A 26726-nucleotide genomic window follows, 5' to 3' on the forward strand; every position below is an offset into this window, starting at 1 on the left:
TTCTAGTCCAGTAGGACCTCTTACTGTCAGTTCTATCTTCCGGACGCATCGGCACGCAAGCCCTGGTGTCCCGGGCACCACCAGGCGCCAGAACAGCGTCTTCAATCTTTGGAGTTTGCATATGCGTAACGATGTCGGTCGCGAACAAAGCCCCGCTATTGTTCAGGATGTGTCGGCACTCCCGGTGTTCGATCTGCTCGAAAACGTCCTGAATTATCGCCGTCTATTTTTCAGCGTCCTGTTATCGGGTTTGCTGCTGGGATGCCTCTACGTGCTGATTGCCACGCCGATGTACTCGGCCAACGCATTTATCCAGATCGAAGACAAAAAGAGCAGTGCGCTCGGTTCGTTGTCCACGGTGACGCGCGCGCTCGATGTCAATGGCTCTCCGATTCTCGGCGAGATCGACGTCGCGCGTTCGCGCACGGTCGTCGCCGAGGCGGTCGATGCGGCGGCCGCGCAGACGAGCGTCACGGTCAAGAACACCTTCCCGGTATTGGGCCGCTGGCTTGCCACGGTTCTGCCGCGGAATCCGGATGGACTCGCCGGCGCGCCGCTCGGCCTCACGCACTGGGCATGGGGCGGCGAGAACCTGACGGTCGGCTCGTTCGATGTGCCCGCGGCCCAGATGGGCAAGCGGCACGTGCTGGTGTACGAGGCCGACGGCAAATGGACGCTGCAGGATCGTAACGGCAACGAAGTGCTGAGCGGGAAGGTTGGCGAACTCGCCGTCTCGGGCGACTACCGGCTGCTGCTGAAAGCCGTGGCGGCGCGCCCGGGCACCGAGTTTGTCCTCGTCAGGCACGCGACGCAGGCGACCGTCGACCAGATTATCAAGAAGCTCAACGTGGCCGAAACCAAGCGGGACTCGGGCGTCTTCGAACTGGAATACAACGAAAGCAATCCGTTCTATGCCGCACGCCTCGTCAATGCGATTGCCGACGCGTATCTGACGAACAACGTCACGCGCCGCGCGCAGGAGTCGGAACGCAGTCTCAGCTTCCTGAATTCGCAGATCCCGACTGTGCGCGCGCGGCTGCAAAAAGCGGAAGAAGCGCTCAACACGTTTCGTCTGCGTGAAGGCAGCATCGATGTGAACGGCGAAATCAAGGTCCTGCTCGACCAGTCCGCCGCGATCGAGAAAGCCCGGCTGGAAACCAACCTGACTTACCAGGACATGCGCTCCAAGTTTCAGCTCGGTCAGCCGCCGCTGGATGCCGTGCTGGGAAAACTCAAGCAGCTCGACGTCGCATCGCATCAGCTGTCTGAGCGCATCGCGCAACTGCCCGGCTTGCAGCAGGAATACCTGCGGCTCTCGCGCGATGTCGATGTCGAGAACCAGCTGTATGTGGGCCTGATGAACAACGCACAGCAGTTGCAGATCGCGACTGCGAGCAATGGCGGCAACGCGTCGATCGTGGATTACGCGGAAGTGGCGGAAAAGCCGAGCCGTCCGAATGCGATGCTCGCCATCGTGCTGGGTGGCGTGGCGGGTGCGCTGTTCGGCTTTATCGCCACGCAGCTCAAGGCACTCGGTGCGGGCCGGATTCGCGACCCGAAGCGGCTGGAGGCGGTCGTCGGCATCGATACGCTCGGCATCCTGCCGATCTCGCCGGCCCAGCAAATTGCGGCGGGCAAGCCGGAACATACCTTCCTGATCAGCGCGGAGGAAACGGAAACGCCGATCATCGAAGCGATGGAAAGCCTTGCGCTAGCCGTGCAATGCTCGCTGGCCGAGAAGGGCGACGGCAAGGTCGTGCTGATTACCTCGGCGGTGCCCAACCAGGGCAAGTCGTTGATCTCGGCCAACCTCGCGTATCTGCTGGCCGAAAAGGGACTCAAGACCCTGCTGCTGGATGCCGATATGCGCAAGTCCAAGGTTCATCGCTATCTTTCCGGCGATACCAGCGACGGCTTGTCCGGCGTTCTCGAGGGCGCGTTCGAGCCGGCCGATGTGATCTCTCGCCCGACCGACAATTTCCACGCGCTGCCGGCCGGCAAGAAAACGAGCAAGGCGGCCAAGCTGCTGAGCGCCGACAACTTCGGACCGGTGATCGCGTCGCTGCGGGAAGAATACGACGTCGTGATCGTCGATTCGCCGCCAGTGCTGCCGGTACTCGATGCGGCCGCGCTGTCGAGATTCGCGGACATGACGCTGTTCGTCGCGCGCCACGGAGAAGTGAGTTACGCCGAGGTCGCCGAATCGATGTCGCGGCTCGGGAAGGTCGGCACGACGGTCGATGGCCTCGTATTCAATGGCTTCGTCCCCTCGCCGCTGCGTTACGGGTATTACTCGAATGCTTACCGGTACATGTCTGAGCAGAGCTGAATAGTTTCCACTGGCCGTGCCTGATCGCGAGGACCGCGCGTTCAGGCTACGGACGGCCAGCACACATCTGCGGAATCAAACAACGGACAGGCCATGCAAATGCAACAGGCTAGCGAGCCGACCATTTCCCTGACCCACCTGATCGTTCCGGTCGTGGCCCTCGTCGCCTTGCTGTTCAATACGGCGCTGCCATCGCTCGGCTACGCACAGGCGAGCGCGACATGGACCTTCGTGCTGGCAGCGATCGCGGTTATTTATCTGGTGGCGACGCGACCGCTGTTTTCGGTGTCGATGCTCTATTTCATGATGATCGGCATGACCGCGTTCGTCGCCGGCATCGGCATCGAGGCGGGCGGTCTGATGATCGAAACGGCGGTCCGGGGCGAACCGAACGGCGCGTTTAGCCGGCTCCTGCTGTTCTATGTCGTATTCGTCAGCTGTGCGCTCTACGGCTTCGATCGTTTCCTGAACATTCGCGCGCCGAGCGTGCCGGTCGCACTGATTACCGCCGACTCGCGCAGCGTGATGCTCGGATTTTCATTGGCACTCGCGATCATCGGCGCCGGTGTGGCGGCGGGCCTGACGCAAGGTTTCGCGCTGATCAACGGCGTGAACCGGTACACGATCCGGAACGACAGTACCGGGACCGATAGCGTGCTGTTCAACACGTTCCTCAACAACCAGACCTTTCTCGCCCTGATTCTCGGCGCGCTTGCCACCAGCAGGAACCCGCTCGTCAGATGGTTTTCGGTCGCACTGATCGTCCTGACGACAGGTCTCTACATTCTTCACGGCGAGCAGTTCATGTCCGTGCTGCACTTCGGTCTCTCGGTGCTCGCTCCGGTGATCGCGGTGCTGCTGATGAGAGGCAAGCCGGTGCTGCGATATATGGCGATCGGGGGCGGCGTCGCGTTGATCATCGGAATTGCCTCGGTATTTTCCGCCTATCAGGGGCAGGGGCTCGACGTCAAAAACACGATAACGGACCGCTCGCTATTGCAAGGGCAGGTCTGGTACGTGGTCGACTACGACGCGCATCTGTTCAGCGCGCCCGCGTTGGGCGGCGCACCGGCTTTCCGGCGCTTCGCCGAATCGCTGCTGTCGCTGACCCAGCCGGGTTTCGACGACGCCATTGGCGTGAGCGGCCTGCGCGACGTCATGGTCGCCTACGGCGAGCCGCATCTGATTTCGACCTATATCAAAGACGACGTCACCTTCACGATGGGACAGATGGCGGTCCCCGTGTTCTGGTTCGGCCTCGTCGGCGGCGCGTTGTTCGTTGCCTTTACGGGCGTGATATACGGGGCGCTTTGCGCATTGCAGATCGTGTTCGCGCTGCGTGGCGGCGTCATCATGCTCTGGCTGATCGTCAAGCTGCTGAGCTATGCGAACTCCGGAATCCAGCAAGGCGACTATTGGTCTTTCTTCAGCGTCCGCACGTTGCTGTACGTGGCGATGACGTTCCTCTGGTGGAGGCTGGTTGATTCGCGGGCCGCGCCGATCAAACTGAAACGGCTGGTGGCACAGTGAAATCTTTTCGAACCCTGCTGTTTTCCTCGCTGTCCGGCGTCGTATGCGAAAAGGCGATCGGCGCGCTCGCGGCGGTCGCGAGCAACCACCTGTTCGCCACGCTGTACGGTGCGCGGTTTTTCGGCGAATTGCAGTTTGCCTTATCGCTCGCCTATGTCGTCAGTAGTGCTGCATTGATCTTCAGCGCCCAGGCCGTGTCGCCGATCTTCGGCCGACATCCGCGGCTGCGGCACCTCGTGTTCTATCGCGCGTTCCGTTTGCGTCTGGGCTCCACGCTCAGCGTGACGCTGCTGTTTCTGGTTGTTGTCGCCTTGCTGACGCAGTCCTCGAACAACGCGCTGATGCTGGTCGCCGGACTCGTGATGCTATGCGAGCCCATCGCGCTCGGCTCGCTGATGGCCTACGCGGAAACCAAGCCGTGGGTCATCACGCGGGCGAAAGCCTACGCGAGCGGCGTGCGGGTACTGTGGCTGCTGGGCGCCGCTCACGCGTCGGTCGGCGCGGTTATCGCCTCGTTCGCCTGGCCGCTCGAAGCCTACGTGGCGGCGGCCGCGCCGTTCACCCGTTACCGGACGCTCGCGTTCAACCGGCCGCCGTCCCTGCACGGCTCGGAAACGGTCAAGCGAACGCTGATCGTTCGCGGACTCCGGATGTGGCCCGCGATTGCCGCGAGCGTGCTGGTGCTGCGCATGGACCGGCTGTTGCTCGGCACGCTGATGTCGAAGACGGACCTCGGTATCTATGCGGCCGCGGCGTCGCTCGTCGAGCAGTGGAATTCCGTGGGCACGACGCTCGCGCTGGCGCTTGCCCCGGCCATGGTGTTCGTCGCGCGCGGCGAAGACCAGCTGCGCAGCAAGGCGATCAAGCTCAGCGCGTATCTGGCGGTAATCGCCGCGGTGGCGCTCGTCGGAAGCCTGTTCGTCGGGCGCGCGGTGTTCCTCGTGATCTATGGCCCCGCGTTCGAAGCCGGCATTCCCGTGATGATCTTCGGCACGGCCTGCTCGATCGCGACGTTCGTGGACGCGGGGCTGACGACCTGGCTTATCGCCGCGCGCCGTTACCGGCTGATGACGATCAAGCTGCTCGTGACCATCGCCGCGATCGGCGTGGCGCCATTCGTCATGCCGACGGCGCTCATGATGTATGCGCCGGCGGTAGGGACGGCCTTGTCGATCGTCCTGTTCTGGGCTGCCGTCTTCGGACAGGGGCAACGTTTAAAGGTGGCGCAATGAAACTCTGCCTCTGCAATAACCGCTTTCCGCCGCATGTCGTCGGCGGCACCGAAGTGGTCGTCTACGATCTCGCGGTTCAGCTTCGCGACCGCGGGCATGACGTGTCGATCTTTACCCTGTCGGATTCGCGCTCGGCAGAAACCGTGGTTGTCGATGGTCTGCACGTGCACAGCATGCCGAATACGAACATCTACAACCAGTTTTCGCACGCCGAGCGCAGCGGGCTGAAAAAGGCCTTGTTCGGCGCATTGGATACGTTCAACCCGCTCGTATTCTTCTACGCGCTGCGCCATTTGCGGCGCCTCGGTATCGACGTGCTGTGCACGAACAACCTCAAGGGCATGGGGCCGGCCATCTGGCTCGCTGCTTGGTGTTTGCGGATTCCCGTCGTGCATGTGCTGCATGACTATTGGCTGATCTGTCCGACCTCGACGATGTTCCGCAATGGCCGCGCATGCGAACAGGCCTGCAAGGGGTGCCGGAGCGTTTCGGCGCCCAAGGCGTGGTTCTCGCGGCTGGTCGGGCATGTGGTGGGCGTCAGCGAATTCGTGCTGAAACGCCATCGACAGCAAAACTTCTTCGGCGCCGCGCAGCCCTGCGTCATTCATAACGCGCGGCAGCCGTTCAGCGCTGTTCCTGCCATACCCGTCGAACCGCGCAAGCCTTTTCGAATTGGCTTCATTGGACGCACCGACGCGACGAAAGGTATTCGCGAGTTCTTTGCGGGCGCGGCTGCGGCGCGAACAGGCAACCTCGAGTTGCATATTGCCGGCCGGGACAACGAACGGATTCTGGATCAACTGATCGCGGAGTACCCCGATCTGCGGGTCGTGCGTTATGGCTTTATGCCAGCTAAAGATTTTTATCCGCTTGTCGATCTGGTGGTCGTGACGTCGATGTGGAACGAACCGTTCGGCATGGTCGCGTTCGAGCCGTGGGAATTCTTCAAGCCATCCATTGCGTTTACGTCCGGCGGATTGCCCGAAGTATTCAGTGCTTTTCCCGAATTGACGGTCCCGCGAGGCGACGTCGCGGCGCTCGGTGCGCTGATTCGCCGCTTTATCGACGATCCGGCTTTCTATCGCGACATGGCTCGCCGTTGCCACGAACGGCGCAGTCACTTCTTGCCGCCGCGACAACTGCAGCAATTCGAAGCGGTCCTGCGAGCTGCCGCGAGACGGGATCGGCGCGCAGCGAGTGTGAGCGTAATCGAAGCCGACCGGGACGCTCGCAGCTAATCCGGTGTGCGGACGGGATGGACGCGCCAGCCGCCCCGGACGCATACGTATTGCAAATTCGGCGACGCAGCGGATTTGCGAAGCATTGAGGTTGACGGAAGTTTAACGGTCAGCCTGGTGTTCTGATTAATTAGTATGGCGAATAGTATAAAGAGAAAGGTGGATTTCTGTGAATATCGGTAAAGAGATTCCATTGATATTGCGGCACTTCGGATCTGAACTTGCTTCCGTAGCCCAGCGGAACGATTCAGGAACTATTTCCGCTCGGGAGGCATCATGAGAAAACGCGTACTGATGGTAATGACCCGGGAGATTCCCCGGGCCGCGTCCAATGGACGCGAGCGCACGTTGTGTTTTATTCGCAAAGCGATCGGCATGGATGCTGATGTGCGCGAACTCAAGATTCACTCCGTATTCGAAACGGGTACGCTTGCCTCGAAGCTGCGCGCCGGACTCAGGGTCGCCGAAGGTCTGGTGACGGGCCGGCCTTGCGCACTGCAAGTCGCCATGTTCGCCAGTGCCGACGGAAAGAAGCGGCTGGTCGAGGCGATCGAAGACTATCAGCCCGACGTCATCTATTTCGACGGCATCCGGATGGTCGACTATGCTGCCTTCGTGCGCCGGCGCTATCCGTCGAGCCATATCATCAGCGACCTGGACGATCTGATGTCGCGGCGCGCCCATATCCTGAGAACCGGCAATTTCGCGTTGTCCGTCGGCTACCTTGCCAAGTCGATTCCCCCTGCCATCGTTTCGCTGATCAATTCGCGATTCGCCCGCAATCTGCTGCTCAGATACGAGGAGTCTGCACTGAAAGGCCATGAGCGGCGGGCGACGACGGTGTCGAATGCCATCACGCTGGTGTCGACGACGGATGCCGACGCGTTGACGCGCATCCTTCCCGGTGCGTTGAAAAGGCGGGTGTATGTGATCGCGCCGCCGGTCGACTCGGTCAAGCCGGCGGTGCGGCCCGCCGATCCGGTTCGGTTCGTATTCGTTGGTGCGGACAGCCAGTTGCAGAACCGGCTTGCAATCGAATATCTGGTGGCATCCTGGAAGAAGCTCGAATTGAGCTTGCCACTCGTTATATACGGGCGCATGTCCCGTCAATACGAAGCGGTGCCGAACGTCGTGTTCGCCGGCTTTGCCAGGACGCTCGACGAAGTCTATACGCCTAACTCGATTGCCCTATGTCCGACATTTTTGCGCGGCGGCATCAAGTCGAAGGTACTCGAGGCTGTCTCGTTCGGTTGCGTTCCGGTTGGCAACGACGCTGCTTACGAGGGGCTGAATTTCGAAGATGCCGCGCTGGCGATGGATGAGGCGCGACTGCATCGTTTCCTCGGCGATCCTTCTGGCGATCTGGATGAAGTCATGGAGGCCGCGACGCGGTTTGCGGCTTTCTGCGAGCGCAATTTCAGCATGCCGGTGTTTGCACGGCGTTGGGGCGATCTGCTGCGGCCGGTGTACGTTCCGGAGACCGAGACAAGTGGTGTTGTCGGCGAAGGGAAAATGTCCACCATCGCGCAGCGTAGTAGTCCGGCAAAGCTGCCGTGAGCGTGGCGCGGTGACTCACGCCTTGCCGTGAGTCACCGCGAGGCGTGTACGGCGCCAGATGGATTCGTTCCAGAAGGATTGCGTTGCCTGAGCAGGAGAGGGGCGCGCAATAGAAGTCCCTGGAAGTTCCGGCGCGCCCCGCTTGACGTGCTATATGCGCTTCCGCTTGTGCATCAACGTCCACCAGCGGCGTTTGAATCCATAATAAAGACGATACGGATCGATATTGTTCCGTCGCATCACGCGCCGATACAGAGCGGTAATTTTCCCCTTGCCCCGCAGCCAATTGACTTCGATCTCGTCTCGCGTCGTGGTCTGATTGAGCCAGTTGAACTCGCGGTATTCCGTCGAAACGGTAGCGGGAACATCGAAGACGACGACATAGGCAAAGCGCGCCGTTGCGGTGACATTCGGCCCGGCACCATGCAACGTGCGGCCCAGATGAACCGTACATCCGCCAACCGGCACAGGACAGAAGATTGCGTCGTCGGGATCGAATCCTTCATAGCATTCAATTCCGTGCGAACGTTCCTTGCCCGGGAGTTTTCTATGAGGCTGAACGCTCCACCGATGCGAACCCGGAATAAAACGAAGACAGCCGTTTTCGATAGTCGCCGGTTGCAGAGGTAGCCAGAAGCTCACTTCCTGGTAGTTGAACCGCGGGTCGTGAAATGCTTCGTCCTGATGCCAGGGGGTTTCAGGGCCGGCCACCGGCGGCTTGTAGAAGAGGTGATCTCCCGCGAAGCGCGCCTTGGGACCGAGAACCTGCCTCGCGAGGACTTCGAGCCGCTTGTGATAATTGGTTCGGCGCAGCCGCGGATTGAAGTTGCTCGGCATACTGAGCTGCGTCAATGCCGTCGAGGCGAGAGGATTGTCGCCAATGAAGTCGAACAAAGCCCCCTCCTGGGCACCCGCGCCGGCGAATATCAGTCGCTCACAGATGCCTTTCAGTTCGGCTATTTCTTCCAGCGAGGCAATGTTCTCAAACGAACCGAAGCCACGCTCTCGAAGCGTGGCAATCTGATCAGTGAGTAAACTGTTCTGCGTGAGACGATCGGGGAGCACAAAGTTTGTTTGCATGTCTTCTCCAATGCGTTCCGACCTTGATGGAATAATCTTAAAAGTTGTTAATTGTTAAATATGTTCGATACCGCCTATATCGGCACTTTCATGTTGTTGTCATATAGGGCTGTCATCGAATGTCTATTTCTCGATATAGGTACTCTTACTATTTCTCGGCAGGCTCTCTCGCATTTTGCGAGTTTTTCTATTGAGACCTATAGGTATTAGACGATTGAGCGATGAATGGATTGAATAGCACGGTGTCGTGTTGCGATCGACAAAGAGTTATCCGTGAATAATTTGTGACGACTCATGCAGTCATGCAAAGTGAGCGATAAGTCGATATGGAGTCGGCACGCGCGTGCCGACCGATCTCGACGGTTGCGCTGGTTACGCATTGCATCAATGCAATGGTGATGCAGGAGAGAGAAATAGCTGTGTCACGGCCCGATGCATGGCGAACACGAACAGGGCGGCCGCTACGAACGTGCTACGTGGTGTTGCATGGCAAGCGACCGCGCCGAGTGTCGTAACCATCGGAGGCGCTGCAAATGCAGGGCGCTTCAAGCGAGGGAGTATCGGCGTTAAAGGTCCGGCACCGTGATTTGGAAAAGCGCAACGACCTGCCGTACGCCTAGCCGCGAAACGCCCGAAGCAGAATGCGATGCAACCCGGCGCACACGACGTGTGTCGAGTATTGCTGTGCATTGGTTGTACCGCGCTCCCGCAGTTCGTCCATCCGGGAAGGGGAGTCGATCAGGCTGCCGATTGCCGCCGCCCATTCGTTCGGATGCGTCGGGTTTGCAACGGCAAGGAACGAGTCCTTCATGGAGCCGCGAAAGACCGGGATGTCCGACGCGATCACGGGCGTTCCCGCCATCTGTGCTTCGATCACGGTGCGGCCGAAGCCTTCGTGCAATGTCGCCGAAACATAGATGTCCGCGGCTTGATAAAAGTACCCGAGATCTTCCTCGCTGACGGAGTCGGCGAAGTGAGCATGGAGCCCGGACGTTTCGGCGAGCGTTTTGCATTCCATGCGATTAGCGGCATTGAACGCTTTGCCTGCCCGAACGATCATCAGGTCCTTGCGCGCCAGTTTGGCCAGCGCCTGGAACAGGGTGAGGTTGTTCTTACGCGTCTCATCGGAGCCGACATTGAGCAGCACCAGCGCGTCGCCCATGTCCAGACCAAGGCGTTGCTTCAGAATCGCCCGCGCCTGAGCGCGAGTCTCACTCCGTGTCGCCGCGGCGAGCGGCGAATATTTGTCTTCGAACGGGCAGGGCACGATCTGCACGAGCTCGGGCTTCACCGGGGCAGCGTGTATCAGATCCTTGGCCGCCGAGTCGGCTTCGACGAGCACGAGATCCGCTTTCGGCGCCAGCGGAAGAAGTGTCTTGACATAAAGTGACTTGAGCTTTTCCACGATGCCGCGAGCATGGCCTGGAATCTGGACGTGATGGAACATCAGACAGACCCGACCACCGGCGAGATGGATGATCGGGATCATGAAACTGAGGTCTTCCTGATAAAGGATGATCATGTCGCATGAACGTGCCACGCGAATTGCGTGCAGCGGGTACAGCACCAATTGCGTCCAGTAACGCTTGAGCGAGCGAGGCTGTGCATCGATATCGACTGTTTCGACGCGGAAGTTCGTGTACTTCCTCAAACCCGCAGCCAATGCAAGACTATGCTGACCTACTCCGGTCAGGCTGCTTGGCCGCGGCCCCATGAACCACACGATCCGTGCACCGTCGGCCGCATTCGGTACGGCGCTTTCTTGCGAGACCGGTTTATGCAGTTCTGCTGCATCGCGTCCGGACAGCATGGAAAATAATTTCATGGATAGTTCTGGCGAAAACAAGGTTGACGGGCCGCTGAGCGAATATCGGCGTATAGCTGCCTGAATCTTCGTTCGGCCGGCGTTTATCTGGAGGTGTTCGAGCGGCGTCCTGAATGGAGAAACGCGAGCCGGTCCGTTGAACGGGATGCTGTCGAACTTCTCGTATTTTCCTGAAACACGAGGCCGTCCGTTCGAGGCCATTCGGTCCGCTTGCGACGGCACTCGACGGATTCCTCGCATGCAGGCTTCGTGTTGCTCGATGGAGCCATCATGTGAACCCTCAGACATATACTGAGCGCCGTTGCCGTCATTCTCAGTGCGCTAGACCACAATGATTTGCGCGAAGCATGAATCCGGAACGTGTTGCTGGCGGGGGGGCTCGAGGCCGATTGAGGCCGAAACAGGGATACGCCGTCGGGTTCGTGGAGCCGTTGCGGTTTCAGATTTGCCGCAACGCGAGACGCGACCTGTTGGCGCGACGTCGGGCGAATTGAACAGGAATGTAATGACGCTGAGGAGGGCGGCGAGTCCGGTTCCCCGGTTAAACAATGCGTCGTCGAATGCGAATGTGCCACGGACCCTTGCCATCTGTTTGGCAACAAGGGCGGCGTGGCACATTCATCGATCAACAACAGAGGCAACTCCCCGCTTTACGACGAGATGACGGGGTCGGTCCCGTCACAGACTGCTGGCGGATGACGTATCCGGAATCACCTCGTTCTCGTCCAGCGCAATGTCCGTATCGCGTTCGAACGGCACGGTCGATAGCGCTTCGAGGACGCCATTCATGACCCGTCCGCCGAAGTCATGGTGAAACGCCCACACGCCGTAAATGCGTCCACGGAACGCGGCTTCGAATCCGGTCTCGCGGCGGATCTGTTCGTCGGGACGGAACCCCGAGCCGAGTCCGAACGAGAACAGCCCTTGCACCAGATTGCCGTTGACATCGAAGGGGCATCCATACCTGTCGGAGACCACTCCGCCCTGGCCGAGTTGCAGCGAAATCGGCAGGTCCCAACGATCGACGAGTATCGACATGTTGGGCCCGTATCCGGCGCCGTGAACGACCGCGATCGACTCTTCCAGACACTCGCGCGCGCGCGACCGGGCCGCGTCGCTCGAATCCGCCTCGATCAGCTCGATGCGTGGTTTTGCGCCGGGTATATAGCCGCTTGCCATGATCGAGCGCGCAATGTCGAAAGCCCGATAACGCAGACCGCCCGCCCGGTTGACCCGCTTGGTGACGGGGCAGACGTCATTCTCTTCGTCGACCTCGTAACTATTGGCGTGCGCTTCGTCGACCGTTTCGAAGAACAGGCGAACCTGGGAGCGGTGAATCACGGCAATTTCATCGAGGCCTTCGCTGCCCAGTTCCATGGCAAGTCGATCGACAACGGTGAATGCACTATGCGATCCGCCGATAACCGTAATCCGTTTCGGGTGGCGCGTTTCTCGTTGCGAGAGGTCGCGCGCGAACTCGTCGATCAATTGCGGAGTCGTCAGGCTGAGCAGATCATCGGACACATAGCTGCGCAGATTCTCGTCCGGCGGCGGCAACCGCAACCCGCGACACAGCTCGTCGATTTCGCTCACGTGCTGCTGTCCGCCGAGATTCATCACAACGGTGTCGCTCGATACCGTGCAGACCTCGGTCGGATCGCTGACATCGTGATAATCGATTTCGAAACCACCGCTGTCGAGGTATCGGATCTTGTCGATCTCGCGGCCACGCAATACCGTCACGTCGTAGCGCGCGGTCAGGTAAGCGAGCAGCTGCTCGGTTGCCAGCGCGAGCAACGCGCCTGCGTCGGTGAGGCTCGGCGGCCCATCGGCCACCTCGACCATCCGTTTGTGCAGCGGCGAGTTTTCCCTAAGGTCGGCAAACACCTCTTCGAAGTTGGCGTGTTCGAGGCAGGCGAGAAACGTGTTTCCCACGGTATTCCCGGTGACATTCACGTACTCGCCCAGCCTGCCAGCACCGAGTTCGGTGCGTTTGTCGATAATCAACAGACCATTTCTCGCGATCTCCGGCAGATTGCCCGTTTTGAAAGCATGGAACAAAAATCCCATCCCCGACGGACCAGCTCCGCAAATGGCGCAAGAGAATTTTGTCCGTGCAATCCGCCCGACGGATGGCACGTGTAATGTGTGATTCACGTTTGTTTTCTCCTTAGCGCGGGCATTACGACGCTAATGTCGTATGAAAGGAGATTTCCGCTCTGTTCGCTGCCGCACCGAACTGCGATGTAGGCGACCGAGATGTATTCAACGAGCTAGATCACCTCGGCTGGTTTGACAATCTCGCCCGGTGGATCGGGTGCTGCGGAGGGGATGCGGCCGAATCGGACAAAGAAGAGCGGATTTGGCGATTTTTTTCTGTGAGTACTGACTGAGGCAATTGCCTGCAGCGCGCGTGATCGGGTTCGATCTGCTATGGGCGGGGACGAGGCGCGATCAAACAGGTGGCGAGGAACACGTGCTGAGTGTGTTGGCGAGTTGAATGGCCGCGCCGTGAGTCAGGGATCGCTATGAAGTGATGAGCGCGCGCATTGGCTGGGGTACGAATGCTTTGCCGCTCATTGAATGATCGAAGAGGAGAACAAGGAAGTACGCCGTATCGCACAGCGTACTTCCTGCTCTGAACGCGAGGCGCCACGTGACATCATTCGATGTCACGCGACGCGGACGCGACCGCTTAATTGACCGTGATGGCCGAAGAAAGCGTGTTCTTGATAAACGGCTTGCCCACCGCCTTGACGTAGTATGTGCCCGCGGCGGTTACCGGGATCGTGGTCGTGTTGGCCGGGTAGCTCACCTGGCTCCACGCGGAATTGTTGAAGCTCCACAACTCCAGATGGTCGAGGGTACTCGTATTCGACGGGGAAACCGTAATCGTGCGGCCGCTCGCCGACGTATTCAGCGTCAGACAGTTATCGACACCCGTTTCCAGCGGCGTGCCTTCGTAGTAGTCATCCCATGTCACCAGTTGCAGGAAAGGAAGCTGCTTCGCCGAGTTGTAGTACTGGTTGATCTTGGTGAAGCTGTTGAGCCACGTCTGACCGCACTGCTGATCGACGTACTGCTGACCATCCCACGACGCATATTGCGAGTTGAAGCCCTTGTAGGCGCCTCCCATCGTGATTTCCGTCGGGTGCAGATTGGCGCGGGTGTAGAAGTCGTCCATGCTCGACAGATCCGGCGGCACCACGTCTTGAGCGGTCGGGTTGACCCAGAGGAACGAGCCGCCGCTCTTGGGGATGTTGAATCCATCCGGCGACGTCGCGTTGTCCAGGTGCACGAACTGGACATTCGGATACGCGTTCTGAATCGCTGTCCAGTCGATACCGCTTGCTGCCGTCAGGCCGAAATCGCCGACGACGGGCTTGCCGTTATAGGTCAGATACGACGGGTCTTTGAGGTACTGCGCATTGATGTAGTTCATCGCCGCCAGCACCTTGGCCTGGTTGGTGCCGCTCGCGTTGTTCAGCAGGTTCGCGTCGAGCATGATTGCAAACGTCAGCTTGTCGCCCGACAGCGTCGTGTAATTGTGAATGAGCGGCTGCGAAACGAGCCAGTCCTTGTCGCTGATATCGGTCTGACCTTGCCAGTCCACCATCACGCCGTCGACACCGCGACTGACGATATCGGCGAAGAATGAGTTGATATAAGTCGGATTGGCGTTCGAGTAGTTGACGTTGATACCCGTGTCCATGCCGCCGTCGAACCACGGCAGATAGTGCACCAGCACCTTCGTGGTGTTACCCGGGTAGAGCAGCGAGTGAACGTTGATCTTCGAGACGTCGGTCGCGCCCGACAGCGTGCCGTTCGACAGACCTGCAAAGGACACGCTTGCCGAGGTGTCGGCCGGCATCAGTGTCGATTGCACGGCTGCCGATGCGGTCGATGCGGCCGAACTGGTCGAGCCGGTCGAAGCCGCTGGAGTTGCCGGAGTTGCGGGTGACGATGCACTCGATGTCGACGGTTGGGTGCTTTGCGAGTGCGAATAATGTCCGTGTGCTTGCGCCGAACACGCGACAAAAGAAGTCGTACAAGCCGCGAGCATGGCGCGGGAAAGAACGTTTTTTAATTTCGATGACACTAGCAGGATCCTCTCGAATTTTATTTGAAGACTCAAAGCCCTGTACCTCGGACTTCACGAAAAAAAGGGGCTGCCTGCGCCGAAGGCGCCTCGGCTGTGCCCCAGGCGTCGACAAAAGATGACGAGGCCATGACGCCGATCGCAGCGGCAGTGCCCTGCGGATCAGGCTGGAGAAAGCGGATTCGTTCTTACCAGGTCACTTCATAGGAGTGACATATTGATAAGCATGACTGATTAACTCAGGCTGTTCGATATCAAGTATTGCGATTCCTCCTCTTATCGGTTGGTCACCTCGCGGCAACATCATCTCGACGCGACTCGCCATCCACACGCCATCCGACGGTGGGTGAATCAGGACTGGAGAAGGGAACGAACTTTCGTCCAGAAAGACAACTAGAGCGAAGTCTGTGTCGATTGAAGTGTTTTCGAGAAAGTGGCGCTATAACATAAAATGACCAGAATAGTTAATTTGTAATGCGAATTAAAATGTATAAAAATGTAACTAACTTGCATCTCACGCACGACCGCTTTCGTGGCACGCACACTGGCAAATTCGCTCGATCGTGGAGGACTCATACCCACGCTCTGATCGGGAAAAATAAGGACCGTTACGTACTGACAGGGTCATAACATCAGAACAGAGCCGCTCGATATGAATGGCACGGCCCTTCCTGATCGAGGATGTATGCGTCGATTCCGTTGATTGCAGCGGTGCGAGCGTCTTGATCGCGATAGCCACTTGCAGTCCACCACCCGCGAAGCGAAATCTTTCGAATTCGCCGGGCGCGAAGTATTGCTGCTGGCAGATGCAAATGGAGCGAGAGAGAATTGCGCGATAGGGTTTTCCCGCGCAACTCAAGTGCACGAATTATCCCCCAAAAAACGTTTCAGTTTTGTAACGCAGGCAAAGTTCAGGCAAAAAAAGCGATAGCTCCCCGCTCCCGTTTTCGAGGAGTTGGTTTTTCCTTGAATTTCGCATCATATGCAACAACTCTTCTTCCGGAATCGAAAAGGAACAATGAAATACTTGGCCTCCTTACTTCATTCATACCAAAGAGAGCGCGTCGGTATTTTGAAATTCTTCATATAAATAGTATTCCGAATAAAATACCTGAGGAGGGAATCTAGATATTTTCCGCCAATGTGGTTTTGGACTGGAAAATAGCAGCGAAATGCGAAGTGTCCCTTACTGTGGTTTACGGTATTCGTTAGTCGAATACATGCCGGGAATTATTCGCGTATCGTGAATTCAATGAAAGAAAAGTGCTGCTGAAGTGGTCTTATCCGATGGTGTTTTTTTGAATTATTTATTGAATTCGCGAGTGCATGAAACGCGAATTATCGGGGAATAAAGGGGCGCGAGAAAACCGAAAGTACTCTTGTGGGAATGTGGGGGTGCGAGAAAGCAAGCGTACTCGTCGCCATGCTTTCCATGGGGAACCGAAGGGAAGTACTCGCTTACAAAGAGGGAAGGACGTTGCCGTGCGGCTACGTCGACTGTCGTAATCGAGGTATCTGCCTCACAAAGACCAACCGCGGCGGAGCCCGTGCGTCGCGACTCACCGGGTTCGCGGTCGATCTTCAGCGGCCCTCAGGCCGCTTCTGCCGTTATTGAACCGGCCTCGGCCGCTTCAGGCAAACCCTCGCGGATTCATCGACTGCCAGCGCCAATGATCGGCGCACATGCGCTCGATGCCGAACTGCGCGCGCCAGCCGAGAATCCGCTCGGCCGCCGCCGGATCTGCGAAACATTGCGCAACATCGCCGGGCCGGCGCGCGACGATCTCATACGGCACCGGCTTGCCGGACGCCTTCTCGAACGCGCGCACGACGTCGAGCACGCTATAGCCCTGACCCGTGCCGAGATTGACGACGAAGCTCGCATCGCGTTTGACGAGCGCATCGAGTGCCGCGAGATGCCCGCGCGCCAGATCGACCACGTGGATGTAGTCGCGCACGCCGGTGCCGTCGGGCGTTTCATAATCGCCGCCGAACACGCGCAGTTTCTCGAGCTTGCCGACCGCGACCTGCGCGACGTACGGCATCAGGTTGTTGGGAATGCCGGCCGGGTCTTCGCCGATCAGGCCGCTCTCGTGCGCGCCGACCGGGTTGAAATAGCGCAGCGTCGCGATGCGCCACGACGGGTCAGACACTTCGAGATCGCGCAGCACCTGCTCGGCGATCAGCTTCGATTGACCATACGGGTTGGTTGCGGAGAGCGGGAACGATTCGTCGATCGGCGAGCTTTTCGGCACGCCGTACACGGTCGCCGACGAGCTGAACACGAACTGCTTCACGTTGCGATCGCGCATCACGCCGAGCAGCGCGAGCAGACTGCCGACGTTATTGCGGTAGTACTCGATCGGCTTCGCGACCGATTCGCCGACCGCTTTCAGCGCCGCGAAGTGGATCGCGCCGGTGATCGGGTGCGCGTCGAAAATCCGCCGCAGTGCCGTTTCGTCGCAGGCGTCGTCGTCGTAGAAGGTCACGGCGCGGCCGGTGATCTGCTCCACGCGCCGCAGCGATTCGCGCCTGCTGTTCACGAGGTTGTCGATCACCACGACGTCGTAGCCGCCGTTCAGCAGTTCGACGCAGGTGTGCGAGCCGATGAAGCCCGCGCCGCCCGTTACCAGAATCGTGCCCTTCGTGGTCATGCTGTTGCTCCCTTAAAGTAAAACGCCTGTGATTTTCTGCACCAGGTCTTTATAGGTTTCGACGACCATGCGTTCGTCGAATTCGGTTGCGACTTTCTGCCGGCCGCGTTCGGCCATCGCGCGACGCCCGGCGGCGCTCATGTCGAGCATGCGCGCGAGGCTCGCGGCGAGGCTCGCGGCATTGCGCACTTCGCACAGCAAGCCGTTGACACCGTCGGCCACCACTTCGCGGCAGCCGGGCACGTCGGTCGTGACGATCGGCCGGCCCATCGCCGACGCTTCCATCAGCGTGCGCGGCACGCCTTCGCGATACGACGGCAGCACGACGCAATCGGCCGCAGCGATAAACGGCCGCACGTCGTGCGCTTCGCCCAGATACTCGATCACGCCTTCCTGTTCCCACGCGGCGACCTCGGCGCGCGTGATCGCACTCGGATTGTCGACACCGACCGGCCCGAGCAACTGGAAGCGCGCATGCGGGTAGCGTTCGCGCAACTGCCGCGCGGCCTCGACGAATTCGCCGACACCCTTGTCCCACAGCAGCCGTCCGATCAGCACGAAGCGAAACTCCGCGCCTTCGGGCAGCGGGCTCAGCGCGAACTGTTCGAGATCGACGCCTTCGCCATGCAGCAGCCGCGCGCGTTCGGGATGCACGAGCAGCTTGCCGTCGATGAACGCGGCTTGATCGTCGCGATTGAGGAACCACACTTCGCGCGGGAAACGGAACGCAAAGCGATACAGCTTTTTGGCGATTTGCGCGGCACGGCTCTGCTGGATGAACACGTAGCCGAGCCCCGTCGTGACCGCGATCGACTGCACGCCGGCGAGCTTCGCCGCGATCGAGCCGTAGATGTTTGGCTTGATCGTGTAGTGAAACACGACGTGCGGACGAATTGTCCGGTATTGCCGGTACAGCGCCAGCAGCATGCGCAGATCCTCGCGCGGACTCGTGCCTTTCGAGGCGACCGGCAGCTCGATGCAGCGGCAGCCCATCGCCGTGAGCAATTCGAACGTGCGGTCGCGCGGCGCGAGCACCGTGACGTCGACGCCGCGTCCGATCAGCATGCGGATCAGCCCTTGCCGATACGTATAGATTGCCCAGGCCGTGTTGCAGACGAGTGTAATGCGCAGCGCGGGCGTCGACTTGAAAGAGGGCTTCATGCGTATAAGGCGGGGCGTGGGGTTATCTGATGAGCGAGGTAGCGAATAAAATCGCGAACAAAACCGCGACCCTCGCGCGCAACATGTTCAACGACTCACGCGCGGCGCGAGCAGCGCGCGCTTGACCCGCTGCAGCGTGCGATAAGGCAGCGCGAGATGCAGCAGATTCTTCGCGAGACCGAGCCAGTCGTACGGATTGCCCGCGTTGAAATAGCGTAACTGCAAACGCAGCGTCGAGCCGATCTGGCGGCGCCGCTTCGTCGCGCTGATGCCACCTTCGTTCAGTTCGTAGTAGAGACCGAGTTCGGGCAGGTTCGCGCAGTCGTAGCGATCCATCAGACGTACGAACAGATCGAGGTCTTCCGCCGAACGATACTCGGCGCGATAGTTGCCGGCCGTGCGCACGGCATCGATGCGCAGCATCATCGACGGATGCGCGAGGCACGAGCGGAAAAAGCGCTGACGCCGGATCGCGTCCGGCTCGGCGGGCGGCGTCAGCATGAAGAGTGGTTCGCCCGCGCGCGTGACGACCTGGGTCCACATGCCGAGGCCCGCCACGTTCGGATGCCGTTCCATGAACGCGCGCTGCTTCGCGAGCCGTTGCGGCACCGCGCGGTCGCCCGTGTCGATACGCGCGGCGTAGCGAAAGCCGCGCTGCGCGAGCGCGTCGATGCCGGTTTGCAACGCGCGTTCGATGCCGCCGTTCTGCGCCATGCGCAGCACTTCGATATGCAGGTTCGGCAGTGTCGGCGCGACGATCGGCGGCGTGCTGCCGTCGTCGACGATCAGCACGTGCACCGGCGCATTTTCCTCGAACGAGGCGAGCGTGGCATCGAGGTCCGCCTGGCCGTTGTACGCGGGGATCAGCACCGCGACGTCGTCGAGCGGGATTTGCGCGGTGCCGGATGAATTCGTCATGGGCGCAGTTTGAAACGGATGTAATAAAGATTGACCGACGCGGCCGCGAGATAACCGGCCGCGAGACCCACGAGCGCGCCATGCGCGCCGAGCCGCGCAATCGCGAGCAGATTGACCGCGAACGCCACTGCGAGCGCGAGCAGCCATTTCGCGAGCAGTACGAACTTGGCCTGATACTTGAGCACGACCAGATTGCCGATCGCCTCGATACCGGCCGGCACGGACAACCACACGGCCCAGCGGAAGATCCCGATTGCGCCTTCGAAGTCCGGCCCGAACACGCGGCGAATGATAAAGCCCGCGAGCAGGTCGAGCACGAGCGCGCCCGCCACCATCAGCACCGCGGTCAAGGCGGTCAGGCGCAGCATGTTGCGGCGCAGTTGCGCGATGCCCTGCACGCGATAGACGAAGGCCGGCGCGATGGTCTGCGCGAGCATCAGCGCGAGTGTGATCCAGTTTTCGTTCAACTGCTGCGCGGCCGAATAGCGTCCGAGGTCGGCGAACGAAATCGCGCGCTCGAGCATGAGCCGGTCCAGTTTCAGGAACAGATACATACAGATGAGCCCGAGCCAGAACACCGTGCCCGCGCTCGCGAAGTGTTTGAACAAGGCCCGGTCGACCTGCCAGCCGAGCTTGCCGCCATGCCGGCGCATGAAGTAGAGCACCAGCACCGCGCCGATCGCCGCGGATTCGAGCGCCCACAGCCAGCCGAAGCGCGCGGGCGCGGCCATCGCGCGCACCAGCAGATAGACGAGGCCGGCCTTGAGCACCGCCGTGCTCATGCTGGTCAGCAACTGCGGCTTGCTGTAGGTCATGCTTTGCAGCCACGCGTTGATGATGCCGACGAACGGCTCGCGAAACAGCATCGTCACCGCGAGGCCCGCGAGCATCGCGCCGACGAGCGGTTCGAACAGATGCAGCGCGATGCCGAGCCACGTGAGCAGCAGCGCGATGGCCGACACGGAAAAGCGCAACGCAAAGGCGCTGCCGAGCACGGTGCCGAGTTGTGCGGGCGCGCGATTGACGATGGTCGGCACGAGGATTTCCGCGCCGCACACCCAGGTGATCGGCGAGAGCACGAGCAGCAGCGTGTTCGCGTATTGCCACTTGCCGAACGTGTCGGGCCCGAAGTAACGCGCGAGCATGCCGCTGATCGCGATCGCGACGCCGATCTGCGTGAGCCGTTCGAGGCCGAGCCAGATGATGTTCGTGAACGCGCGCGTGACGTCGGGATTGGTGAAACGTTTGAGCGTCAGCATCCGTTGGCCGCCCGCCGTTGCGCGCCGGCGCGGCCGCATTGCGAGGCGCCCTGCATGTTCGCCCGCCCGGCCGGCAGCCGCGGCAACTTTACAAAAGGAGGGCGTCTAAGCATTAGAATGGCGTTATTCAGGCTGGTCAGAAGAACGCAATTATAAGTTGGAACCGGATCGCTTCCGGCAAGGGCGCGTCGCGGCGAGGCAAGGCCCGGTTTTAGCGTGGTTTTTACCGCGATTTTTACCGGTCACCGACGGTGCGCAGGTCAAAATTTTCCATTGCACGCAAGTGAGCCAACATGATCTCCAAATCCATTTTCAAGGCGTATGACATTCGTGGCGTCGTCGGCAAGACGCTCGATGCCGAGACCGCGCGTTCCATCGGCCGCGCGTTCGGCAGCGAAGTGCGTGCGCAGGGCGGCGACGCGGTCGTGGTCGCGCGCGACGGCCGCCTGTCGGGTCCCGAACTGATCCAGGCGTTGTCCGACGGTTTGCGCGCGGCAGGTGTCGACGTCGTCAACGTCGGCATGGTGCCCACGCCGGTCGGCTACTTCGCGGCAAGCGTGCCGCTCAAGCTCGCGGGCGGCGAGCGCCGCGTCGATTCGTGCATCGTCGTGACCGGCAGCCACAATCCGCCCGACTACAACGGCTTCAAGATGGTCCTGCGCGGCGCGGCCATTTACGGCGAGCAGATTCTCGCGCTGCATCAGCGCATCGTCGACGAAAACTTCGCGCAAGGCAGTGGCTCGTACGCCGAGTACGACATCGCCGACGAGTATCTCGAGCGCATCGCGAGCGACGTGAAGCTCGCGCGCCCGATCAAGATCGTCGTCGATACCGGCAACGGCGTGGCCGGCGGCCTCGCGCCGAAGCTGTTCAAAAAGCTCGGCTGCGAACTCGTCGAACTCTTCACCGAAGTCGACGGCAACTTCCCGAACCATCACCCGGACCCGGCTCACCCTGAAAATCTCGAAGACGTGATTCGCGCGCTGAAGGAAACCGATGCGGAAATCGGCTTCGCGTTCGACGGCGACGGCGACCGCCTCGGCGTCGTCACGAAAGACGGCCAGATCATTTATCCGGACCGTCAGCTGATGCTGTTCGCCGAAGAGGTGCTGTCGCGCAACAAGGGCGCGCAGATCATCTACGACGTGAAGTGCACGCGCAATCTCGCGAAGTGGGTCAAGGAGAAGGGCGGCGAGCCGCTCATGTGGAAGACCGGCCACTCGCTCGTGAAGGCGAAGCTGCGCGAAACCGGCGCGCCGCTCGCGGGCGAAATGAGCGGCCACGTGTTCTTCAAGGACCGCTGGTACGGTTTCGACGACGGCCTGTACACGGGCGCGCGTCTGCTCGAAATCCTCACGCGCGTCGCCGATCCGAGCCAGCTGCTGAACTCGCTGCCGAACTCGCACGCCACGCCCGAGCTGCAACTGAAGCTCGAAGAGGGCGAGAACTTCGAACTGATCGCGCGCTTGCAGAAGAACGCGCAGTTCACCGGCGCGGACGACGTCGTGAAGATCGACGGTCTGCGCGTCGAGTATCCGGACGGCTTCGGTCTCGCGCGTTCGTCGAACACGACGCCGGTCGTCGTGATGCGTTTCGAGGCCGACAACGACGCGGCGTTGAAGCGTATCCAGGACGATTTCCGCCGCGTGATTCTCGCGGAGAAGGCCGACGCGAAACTGCCGTTCTGACGGCGGCGCGGCGGTGCCGCGGTCCTGGTCGCAACAGGTCGAAGCACCGCCGCCATCGAACGCGGCGCGGGCGGTATTGTCCGCGCCGCGTTTTTCATGTCGCGCCAAGGCGAGGCCTCTTTCGCATTCTTATGTGACGTTTTGATGCGCGGCCCACGCGGCGCGCTAGAATTGCCGTCCTCTGCCCTGTCGGGGGCTTGGCGCGCGGCGCCGGGTTCGGGGCTTTATCAACGCATCTTCGAGCCGGACAGCCGGTTTTCCCACTCTTGAGCGCGCAAAAGATACTGATCGTGAGGGTGTCGTCGCTGGGCGACGTCGTTCACAACATGCCGGTGATCGCCGACATCCGGCGCCGCCATCCCGATGCGCAGATCGACTGGCTCGTCGAAGAGAGCTTCGTCGGGCTCGTGGAACTCGTCGGCGGCGTGCGGCGCGCGATTCCGGTGTCGCTGCGGCGCTGGCGCAAGCGCATCCTGTCGGTCGGCAACTGGCGCGAGATCGGCGCGTTTCGCCGCGCGCTCGCGGCCGAGCACTACGATCTCGTGATCGACTGCCAGGGCCTCATCAAGACCGCCTGGGTGTCGAGCATGGCGCGCGGACCGGTGACCGGTCTCGCGAACCGCACCGAGGGCGCGGGCTTCGAATGGCCGGTGCGCTTCTTCTACGACCGGCGCGTGCCGATCGAGCCGCGCACGCACGTAGTCGAGCGCACGCGGCAACTGGTGGCGGCGGCGCTCGGCGACCCCGCGCCGCAACCGACCGACGAGATCGACTTCGGCCTCGATACGCGCCGTGCGGCGCTCGCGCTGTCGCAGGCGAATCTGAACCTGCCGGTGCCGTACGTCGTGTTCGTGCACGCGACCTCGCGCGCCGACAAGCAGTGGCCCGATACCGCGTGGATCGAGCTCGGGCAGTCGCTTGTGCGGCGCGGCGCGTCGCTCGTGCTGCCATGGGGCAGCGAGGCCGAGCGCGCGACCAGCGAGCGGCTCGCGAAGGAATTCGGCGCGGCCGCGATCGTGCCGCCGAAGCTGTCGCTGCCGGCGGTGGTCGGCCTGATCGAGGGCGCGGCTGCGACGGTCGGGGTCGACACGGGGCTGGTGCACATCGCCGCGGCGCTGAAGCGGCCCACGGTCGAGTTGTACAATTTCTCCACTGCGTGGCGCACCGGTGGCTACTGGTCGCCGAACGTCGTCAATCTCGGCGCGGCCGGGCAGCCGCCGACGCTGCAACAGGTCAAGTCGGCGCTGGCGGGCTTCGGTCTTCTATAGCCGGGGCCGCCATCCCCCGCGTCCGCTGCAATCCGCCGGTGCGCTGCGCCTTGAACACCTTCCGCACCTTCCGTTCCCAAGGGCGACCATGAACGAAACCCAGATCATCGAAGTAGCGAGCGCCGATTGGCACGGTCGCAACCTGTCCGTGCCGCGCGAGACGCTGCTCGCCGGCGTCGAGCGCGGCAAGGTGCTGTACTTCCCGAACCTGCGCTTCGCGATCGAAGGCGGCGAGCAGGCGCTGCTCGACCCGGCGCTCGCCGATCCGAACCGCAAGAACATCAGCCTCGAACCGAACGGCGGCGCGCTGCACGGCGTGGCCGGCGACGCGGTCACGCAGTCGGCCGTGCGCGCGCTGGTGGCGCGCTATCAGGCCAATGCGCGCACGCTCGTCGACGGGCTGTTCCCCGAATACGACGGCAAGCTGCGCGTCGCGCCCACGAGCCTGCGGCTGCATCAGGTTGCCACGCGCCAAAGCTCGTGGCGCAAGGACGATAGCCGTCTGCACATCGACGCGTTTCCGTCGCGGCCCAATTACGGCGAGCGCATCCTGCGCGTGTTTACGAACGTCAATCCGCATGGCGAGCCGCGCGTGTGGCGCGTCGGCGAACCGTTCGAGGACATCGCGCAACGCTTCCTGCCGCGCATCAAGCCGCAGATGCCGGGCTCGGCATGGCTGCTGAATCTGCTGCACGTCACCAAGTCGCCGCGCAGCGAGTACGACCATCTGATGCTCAATCTGCACGACGGCATGAAGGCCGACCTCGACTATCAGAAGACGAGCCCGCAGGAGACCATGCGGTTTCCGCCGGGCTGCGTGTGGGTGTGCTTCTCCGATCAGGCCTCGCATGCGGTGATGTCCGGCCAGTTCATGCTCGAACAGACGTTCTTCCTGCCGGTGAAGGCGATGGCGCAGCCCGAGTGCGCGCCGCTCGGCATTCTCGAGCGCCTGAAGGGCAGGGCGCTGGTTTGAGCGCCGCGGTTGGCCTGATGGCCTGGCGGGGCGCGCCGGCCGCTTGTTTGTCGTGGGGTGAGATCGATGCGAGTCGCGCGAGTTGCGTGGGCGGTGTGATTCGCGCGGGCGCGGCGATCGGCGCGATTCACCTAAAGCGTCCGAACCACACGAACTACGTGCATCCCGTGCACCCCACGCGCCGCGCGGATCATTCGAGCCGCCCGAGCCATGCGAACGATGCGGAGCGCCGATGCTAAGAGCGATTTATCGCGCGCTCTGGTGGCTCGTCGCGCCGCTGGCCGTGCTGCGTCTGTTGATCCGTTCGCGCAAGGAGCGCGGATATCGCGAGCATATCGGCGAGCGCTTCGGCTATGCGCGCGGCCTCCTGCCCGAGGACAGCGCGCCGTTGATCTGGGTGCATGCGGTGTCGGTCGGCGAAACGCGCGCTGCGCAGCCGCTCATCGATGCATTGATGAAGGCGCGTCCCGACGCACGCATTCTGCTCACGCACATGACGCCGAGCGGCCGCGCGACCGGCACCGGGATTTTCGGCGACCGCGTGCTGCGCTGTTATCTGCCCTACGACATGCCGCACGCGGTGCGGCGTTTTCTGCGCGCGTGGCGGCCGTCGCTCGGTCTCGTGATGGAGACCGAAGTGTGGCCGACGCTGATCGACGAATGCCGCCGCGCCGACGTGCCGCTCATATTGACCAATGCGCGGATGTCGGCGCGTTCGTACAAGCGCGCGGCGAAGTTCGGCAGCGCGACGAAGGACGTGTTCGGTGGTTTCGCGCGCGTGCTCGCGCAGAGCCCGTCCGACGCCGAACGGCTGACCGCGCTCGGCGCGCGCAACGTCGCGGTGCTCGGCAATCTGAAGTTCGATATGAGCACGCCGCCCGAACTCGTGGCGCGCGGTCATGCGTGGCGCGCCGCGATCGGCACGCGGCCCGTGTGGGTCGCGGCCAGCACGCGCGAGGGCGAAGAGGCGCTCGTGCTCGAAGCGTTTGCGGCGCTTGGCGTCGACGATGCGCTGCTGATTCTGGTGCCGCGCCATCCGCAGCGCTTCAACGAGGTCGCGGGGCTCGTCGGGAAGGCGGGCTTGCGGCTCGAACGCCGCTCGAACTGGGCGCCCGATGCGAAGCTCGCGTCGGCGGCGCGAAGCGTGGACGACGGCGTGCCGCCGTTGTCTGCGGACGTGAAGGTGCTGCTCGGCGATTCGATGGGCGAACTGGGTGCTTACTATGCGGCGTCGGACCTTGCGTTTATCGGCGGCAGTCTGTTGCCGCTCGGCGGACAGAATCTGATCGAAGCGTGCGCGGTCGGCGTGCCGGTGCTGATCGGCCCGCACGTGTTCAACTTCACCCAGGCCACTGCCGACGCGGTCGCGGCCGGCGCCGCCGTGCAGGTGCAGGACCCGGCCGATCTGGCGCGCGCGTTGCGCGAGCTGTTTGGCGACAAGGCGCGGCGGCTGGCGATGGGTGGCGCGGCGGCGGCGTTCGCCGCACGGCACAGCGGAGCGACGGCGCGAACGGTGGATGTGTTGACGGCGGTGTTGCCGGGATGAGGAAAAAAGCCGATGGGCGGTTAATTCTTCTTCGGACTTTAATCAATCGATGGGGGCCGCCGTTGATCGTGATGGGGACCGTCTTGGGTATGTATCACGCAGTGGTGGACCATTTTTACGGTGGCCGGATTTCTCTGCTTCAGGAGCAAGTTGCATTGCTCAAGCAGCAAAATGAAAGTCTGATGCAAAGCAATACGGAATTGCATCACACGCAATGTGATGTTCAGTATTCGCAGATCGATTCCGCCAGAAAACTGGCCGATATGCGAATGGCTCAGCTCACGTCGTCTATCCAGCTGGTTGGTGGGGGAGCTGTTAATCCAGATGACGTTGCTTATCGCTACATGTGTCTTCGCTTGAAGCGGTAGT

General features: G+C 61.4%; 18 protein-coding genes. 10 read left to right on the top strand and 8 right to left on the bottom strand.

Translation table 11 applies throughout. The annotated features are described in order from the left end of the window. Positions 1 to 121 precede the first annotated feature (121 nt). The 5 genes from G3N58_RS00440 to G3N58_RS00460 all read left to right on the top strand — a co-directional run bounded on the left by G3N58_RS00440 (position 122) and on the right by G3N58_RS00460 (position 7886). Complete coding sequence (locus G3N58_RS00440) at positions 122 to 2329, top strand: polysaccharide biosynthesis tyrosine autokinase (protein ID WP_205989461.1); 2208 nt, start codon at positions 122 to 124, stop codon at positions 2327 to 2329. Between the two features lie 93 nt (positions 2330 to 2422). Next, on the top strand, positions 2423 to 3859 hold the full coding sequence (locus tag G3N58_RS00445) for a DUF6418 domain-containing protein (protein ID WP_240158617.1): 1437 nt from the start codon (positions 2423 to 2425) through the stop codon (positions 3857 to 3859). Then, positions 3856 to 5091, top strand: a complete 1236-nt coding sequence (locus tag G3N58_RS00450; protein ID WP_167036401.1) for a hypothetical protein — start codon at positions 3856 to 3858, stop codon at positions 5089 to 5091. Before G3N58_RS00445 ends, G3N58_RS00450 begins: the two co-directional genes overlap by 4 nt. Then, positions 5088 to 6329, top strand: coding sequence for a glycosyltransferase (locus tag G3N58_RS00455; protein WP_205998224.1), 1242 nt, complete (start codon positions 5088 to 5090; stop codon positions 6327 to 6329). The genes G3N58_RS00450 and G3N58_RS00455 overlap by 4 nt, the downstream gene beginning before the upstream one ends. 276 nt (positions 6330 to 6605) lie before the next feature. Then, entirely contained in the window at positions 6606 to 7886 is a 1281-nt protein-coding gene (locus G3N58_RS00460) for a glycosyltransferase (protein ID WP_205998225.1), read from the top strand. A gap of 150 nt (positions 7887 to 8036) precedes the next feature. Here the strand turns inward: G3N58_RS00460 and G3N58_RS00465 are convergent, their stop codons facing one another. The 8 genes from G3N58_RS00465 to G3N58_RS00500 all read right to left on the bottom strand — a co-directional run bounded on the left by G3N58_RS00465 (position 8037) and on the right by G3N58_RS00500 (position 20882). Beyond that, complete coding sequence (locus G3N58_RS00465) at positions 8037 to 8966, bottom strand: phytanoyl-CoA dioxygenase family protein (protein ID WP_205989463.1); 930 nt, start codon at positions 8964 to 8966, stop codon at positions 8037 to 8039. 616 nt (positions 8967 to 9582) lie between these two features. Next, complete coding sequence (locus tag G3N58_RS00470) at positions 9583 to 10791, bottom strand: glycosyltransferase (RefSeq protein WP_205998226.1); 1209 nt, start codon at positions 10789 to 10791, stop codon at positions 9583 to 9585. Between the two features lie 678 nt (positions 10792 to 11469). Then, the gene (locus G3N58_RS00475; protein WP_167036416.1) at positions 11470 to 12852 is read right to left on the bottom strand and encodes a hypothetical protein; all 1383 of its coding nucleotides are present in this window, start codon (positions 12850 to 12852) and stop codon (positions 11470 to 11472) included. Between the two features lie 634 nt (positions 12853 to 13486). Next, a complete protein-coding gene (locus G3N58_RS00480) occupies positions 13487 to 14677 on the bottom strand; it encodes a hypothetical protein (protein WP_205998227.1) in 1191 nt (396 codons plus the stop codon). 1844 nt (positions 14678 to 16521) lie between these two features. Beyond that, on the bottom strand, positions 16522 to 17544 hold the full coding sequence (gene galE, locus G3N58_RS00485) for a UDP-glucose 4-epimerase GalE (RefSeq protein ID WP_167036422.1): 1023 nt from the start codon (positions 17542 to 17544) through the stop codon (positions 16522 to 16524). 12 nt (positions 17545 to 17556) lie between these two features. Further along, a complete protein-coding gene (locus G3N58_RS00490; protein ID WP_205989467.1) occupies positions 17557 to 18705 on the bottom strand; it encodes a glycosyltransferase family 4 protein in 1149 nt (382 codons plus the stop codon). Between the two features lie 87 nt (positions 18706 to 18792). Continuing rightward, positions 18793 to 19623 (bottom strand): glycosyltransferase, encoded by an 831-nt coding sequence (locus G3N58_RS00495; RefSeq protein ID WP_205998228.1) that lies wholly within the window; start codon positions 19621 to 19623, stop codon positions 18793 to 18795. Further along, positions 19620 to 20882: an oligosaccharide flippase family protein gene (locus tag G3N58_RS00500; RefSeq protein ID WP_205998229.1), complete on the bottom strand. Its 1263-nt coding sequence runs from the start codon at positions 20880 to 20882 to the stop codon at positions 19620 to 19622. Before G3N58_RS00500 ends, G3N58_RS00495 begins: the two co-directional genes overlap by 4 nt. 293 nt (positions 20883 to 21175) lie before the next feature. Between G3N58_RS00500 and G3N58_RS00505 the strand changes: the two genes are divergently transcribed. The 5 genes from G3N58_RS00505 to G3N58_RS00525 all read left to right on the top strand — a co-directional run bounded on the left by G3N58_RS00505 (position 21176) and on the right by G3N58_RS00525 (position 26725). Continuing rightward, a complete protein-coding gene (locus tag G3N58_RS00505; protein ID WP_205998230.1) occupies positions 21176 to 22570 on the top strand; it encodes a phosphomannomutase/phosphoglucomutase in 1395 nt (464 codons plus the stop codon). A gap of 266 nt (positions 22571 to 22836) precedes the next feature. After that, on the top strand, positions 22837 to 23838 hold the full coding sequence (gene waaC / locus G3N58_RS00510) for a lipopolysaccharide heptosyltransferase I (protein ID WP_167036437.1): 1002 nt from the start codon (positions 22837 to 22839) through the stop codon (positions 23836 to 23838). Between the two features lie 88 nt (positions 23839 to 23926). After that, positions 23927 to 24811 (top strand): Kdo hydroxylase family protein, encoded by an 885-nt coding sequence (locus tag G3N58_RS00515; protein WP_167036439.1) that lies wholly within the window; start codon positions 23927 to 23929, stop codon positions 24809 to 24811. A 232-nt stretch (positions 24812 to 25043) separates the two neighbouring features. Then, positions 25044 to 26357 (top strand): lipid IV(A) 3-deoxy-D-manno-octulosonic acid transferase, encoded by a 1314-nt coding sequence (waaA, locus tag G3N58_RS00520; RefSeq protein WP_205998231.1) that lies wholly within the window; start codon positions 25044 to 25046, stop codon positions 26355 to 26357. After that, on the top strand, positions 26354 to 26725 hold the full coding sequence (locus tag G3N58_RS00525) for a hypothetical protein (RefSeq protein ID WP_167036444.1): 372 nt from the start codon (positions 26354 to 26356) through the stop codon (positions 26723 to 26725). Before waaA ends, G3N58_RS00525 begins: the two co-directional genes overlap by 4 nt. The last annotated feature ends 1 nt before the right edge of the window (position 26726 follow it).

This window comes from Paraburkholderia sp. Ac-20342 (assembly GCF_017104985.1).
GTDB lineage: Bacteria > Pseudomonadota > Gammaproteobacteria > Burkholderiales > Burkholderiaceae > Paraburkholderia.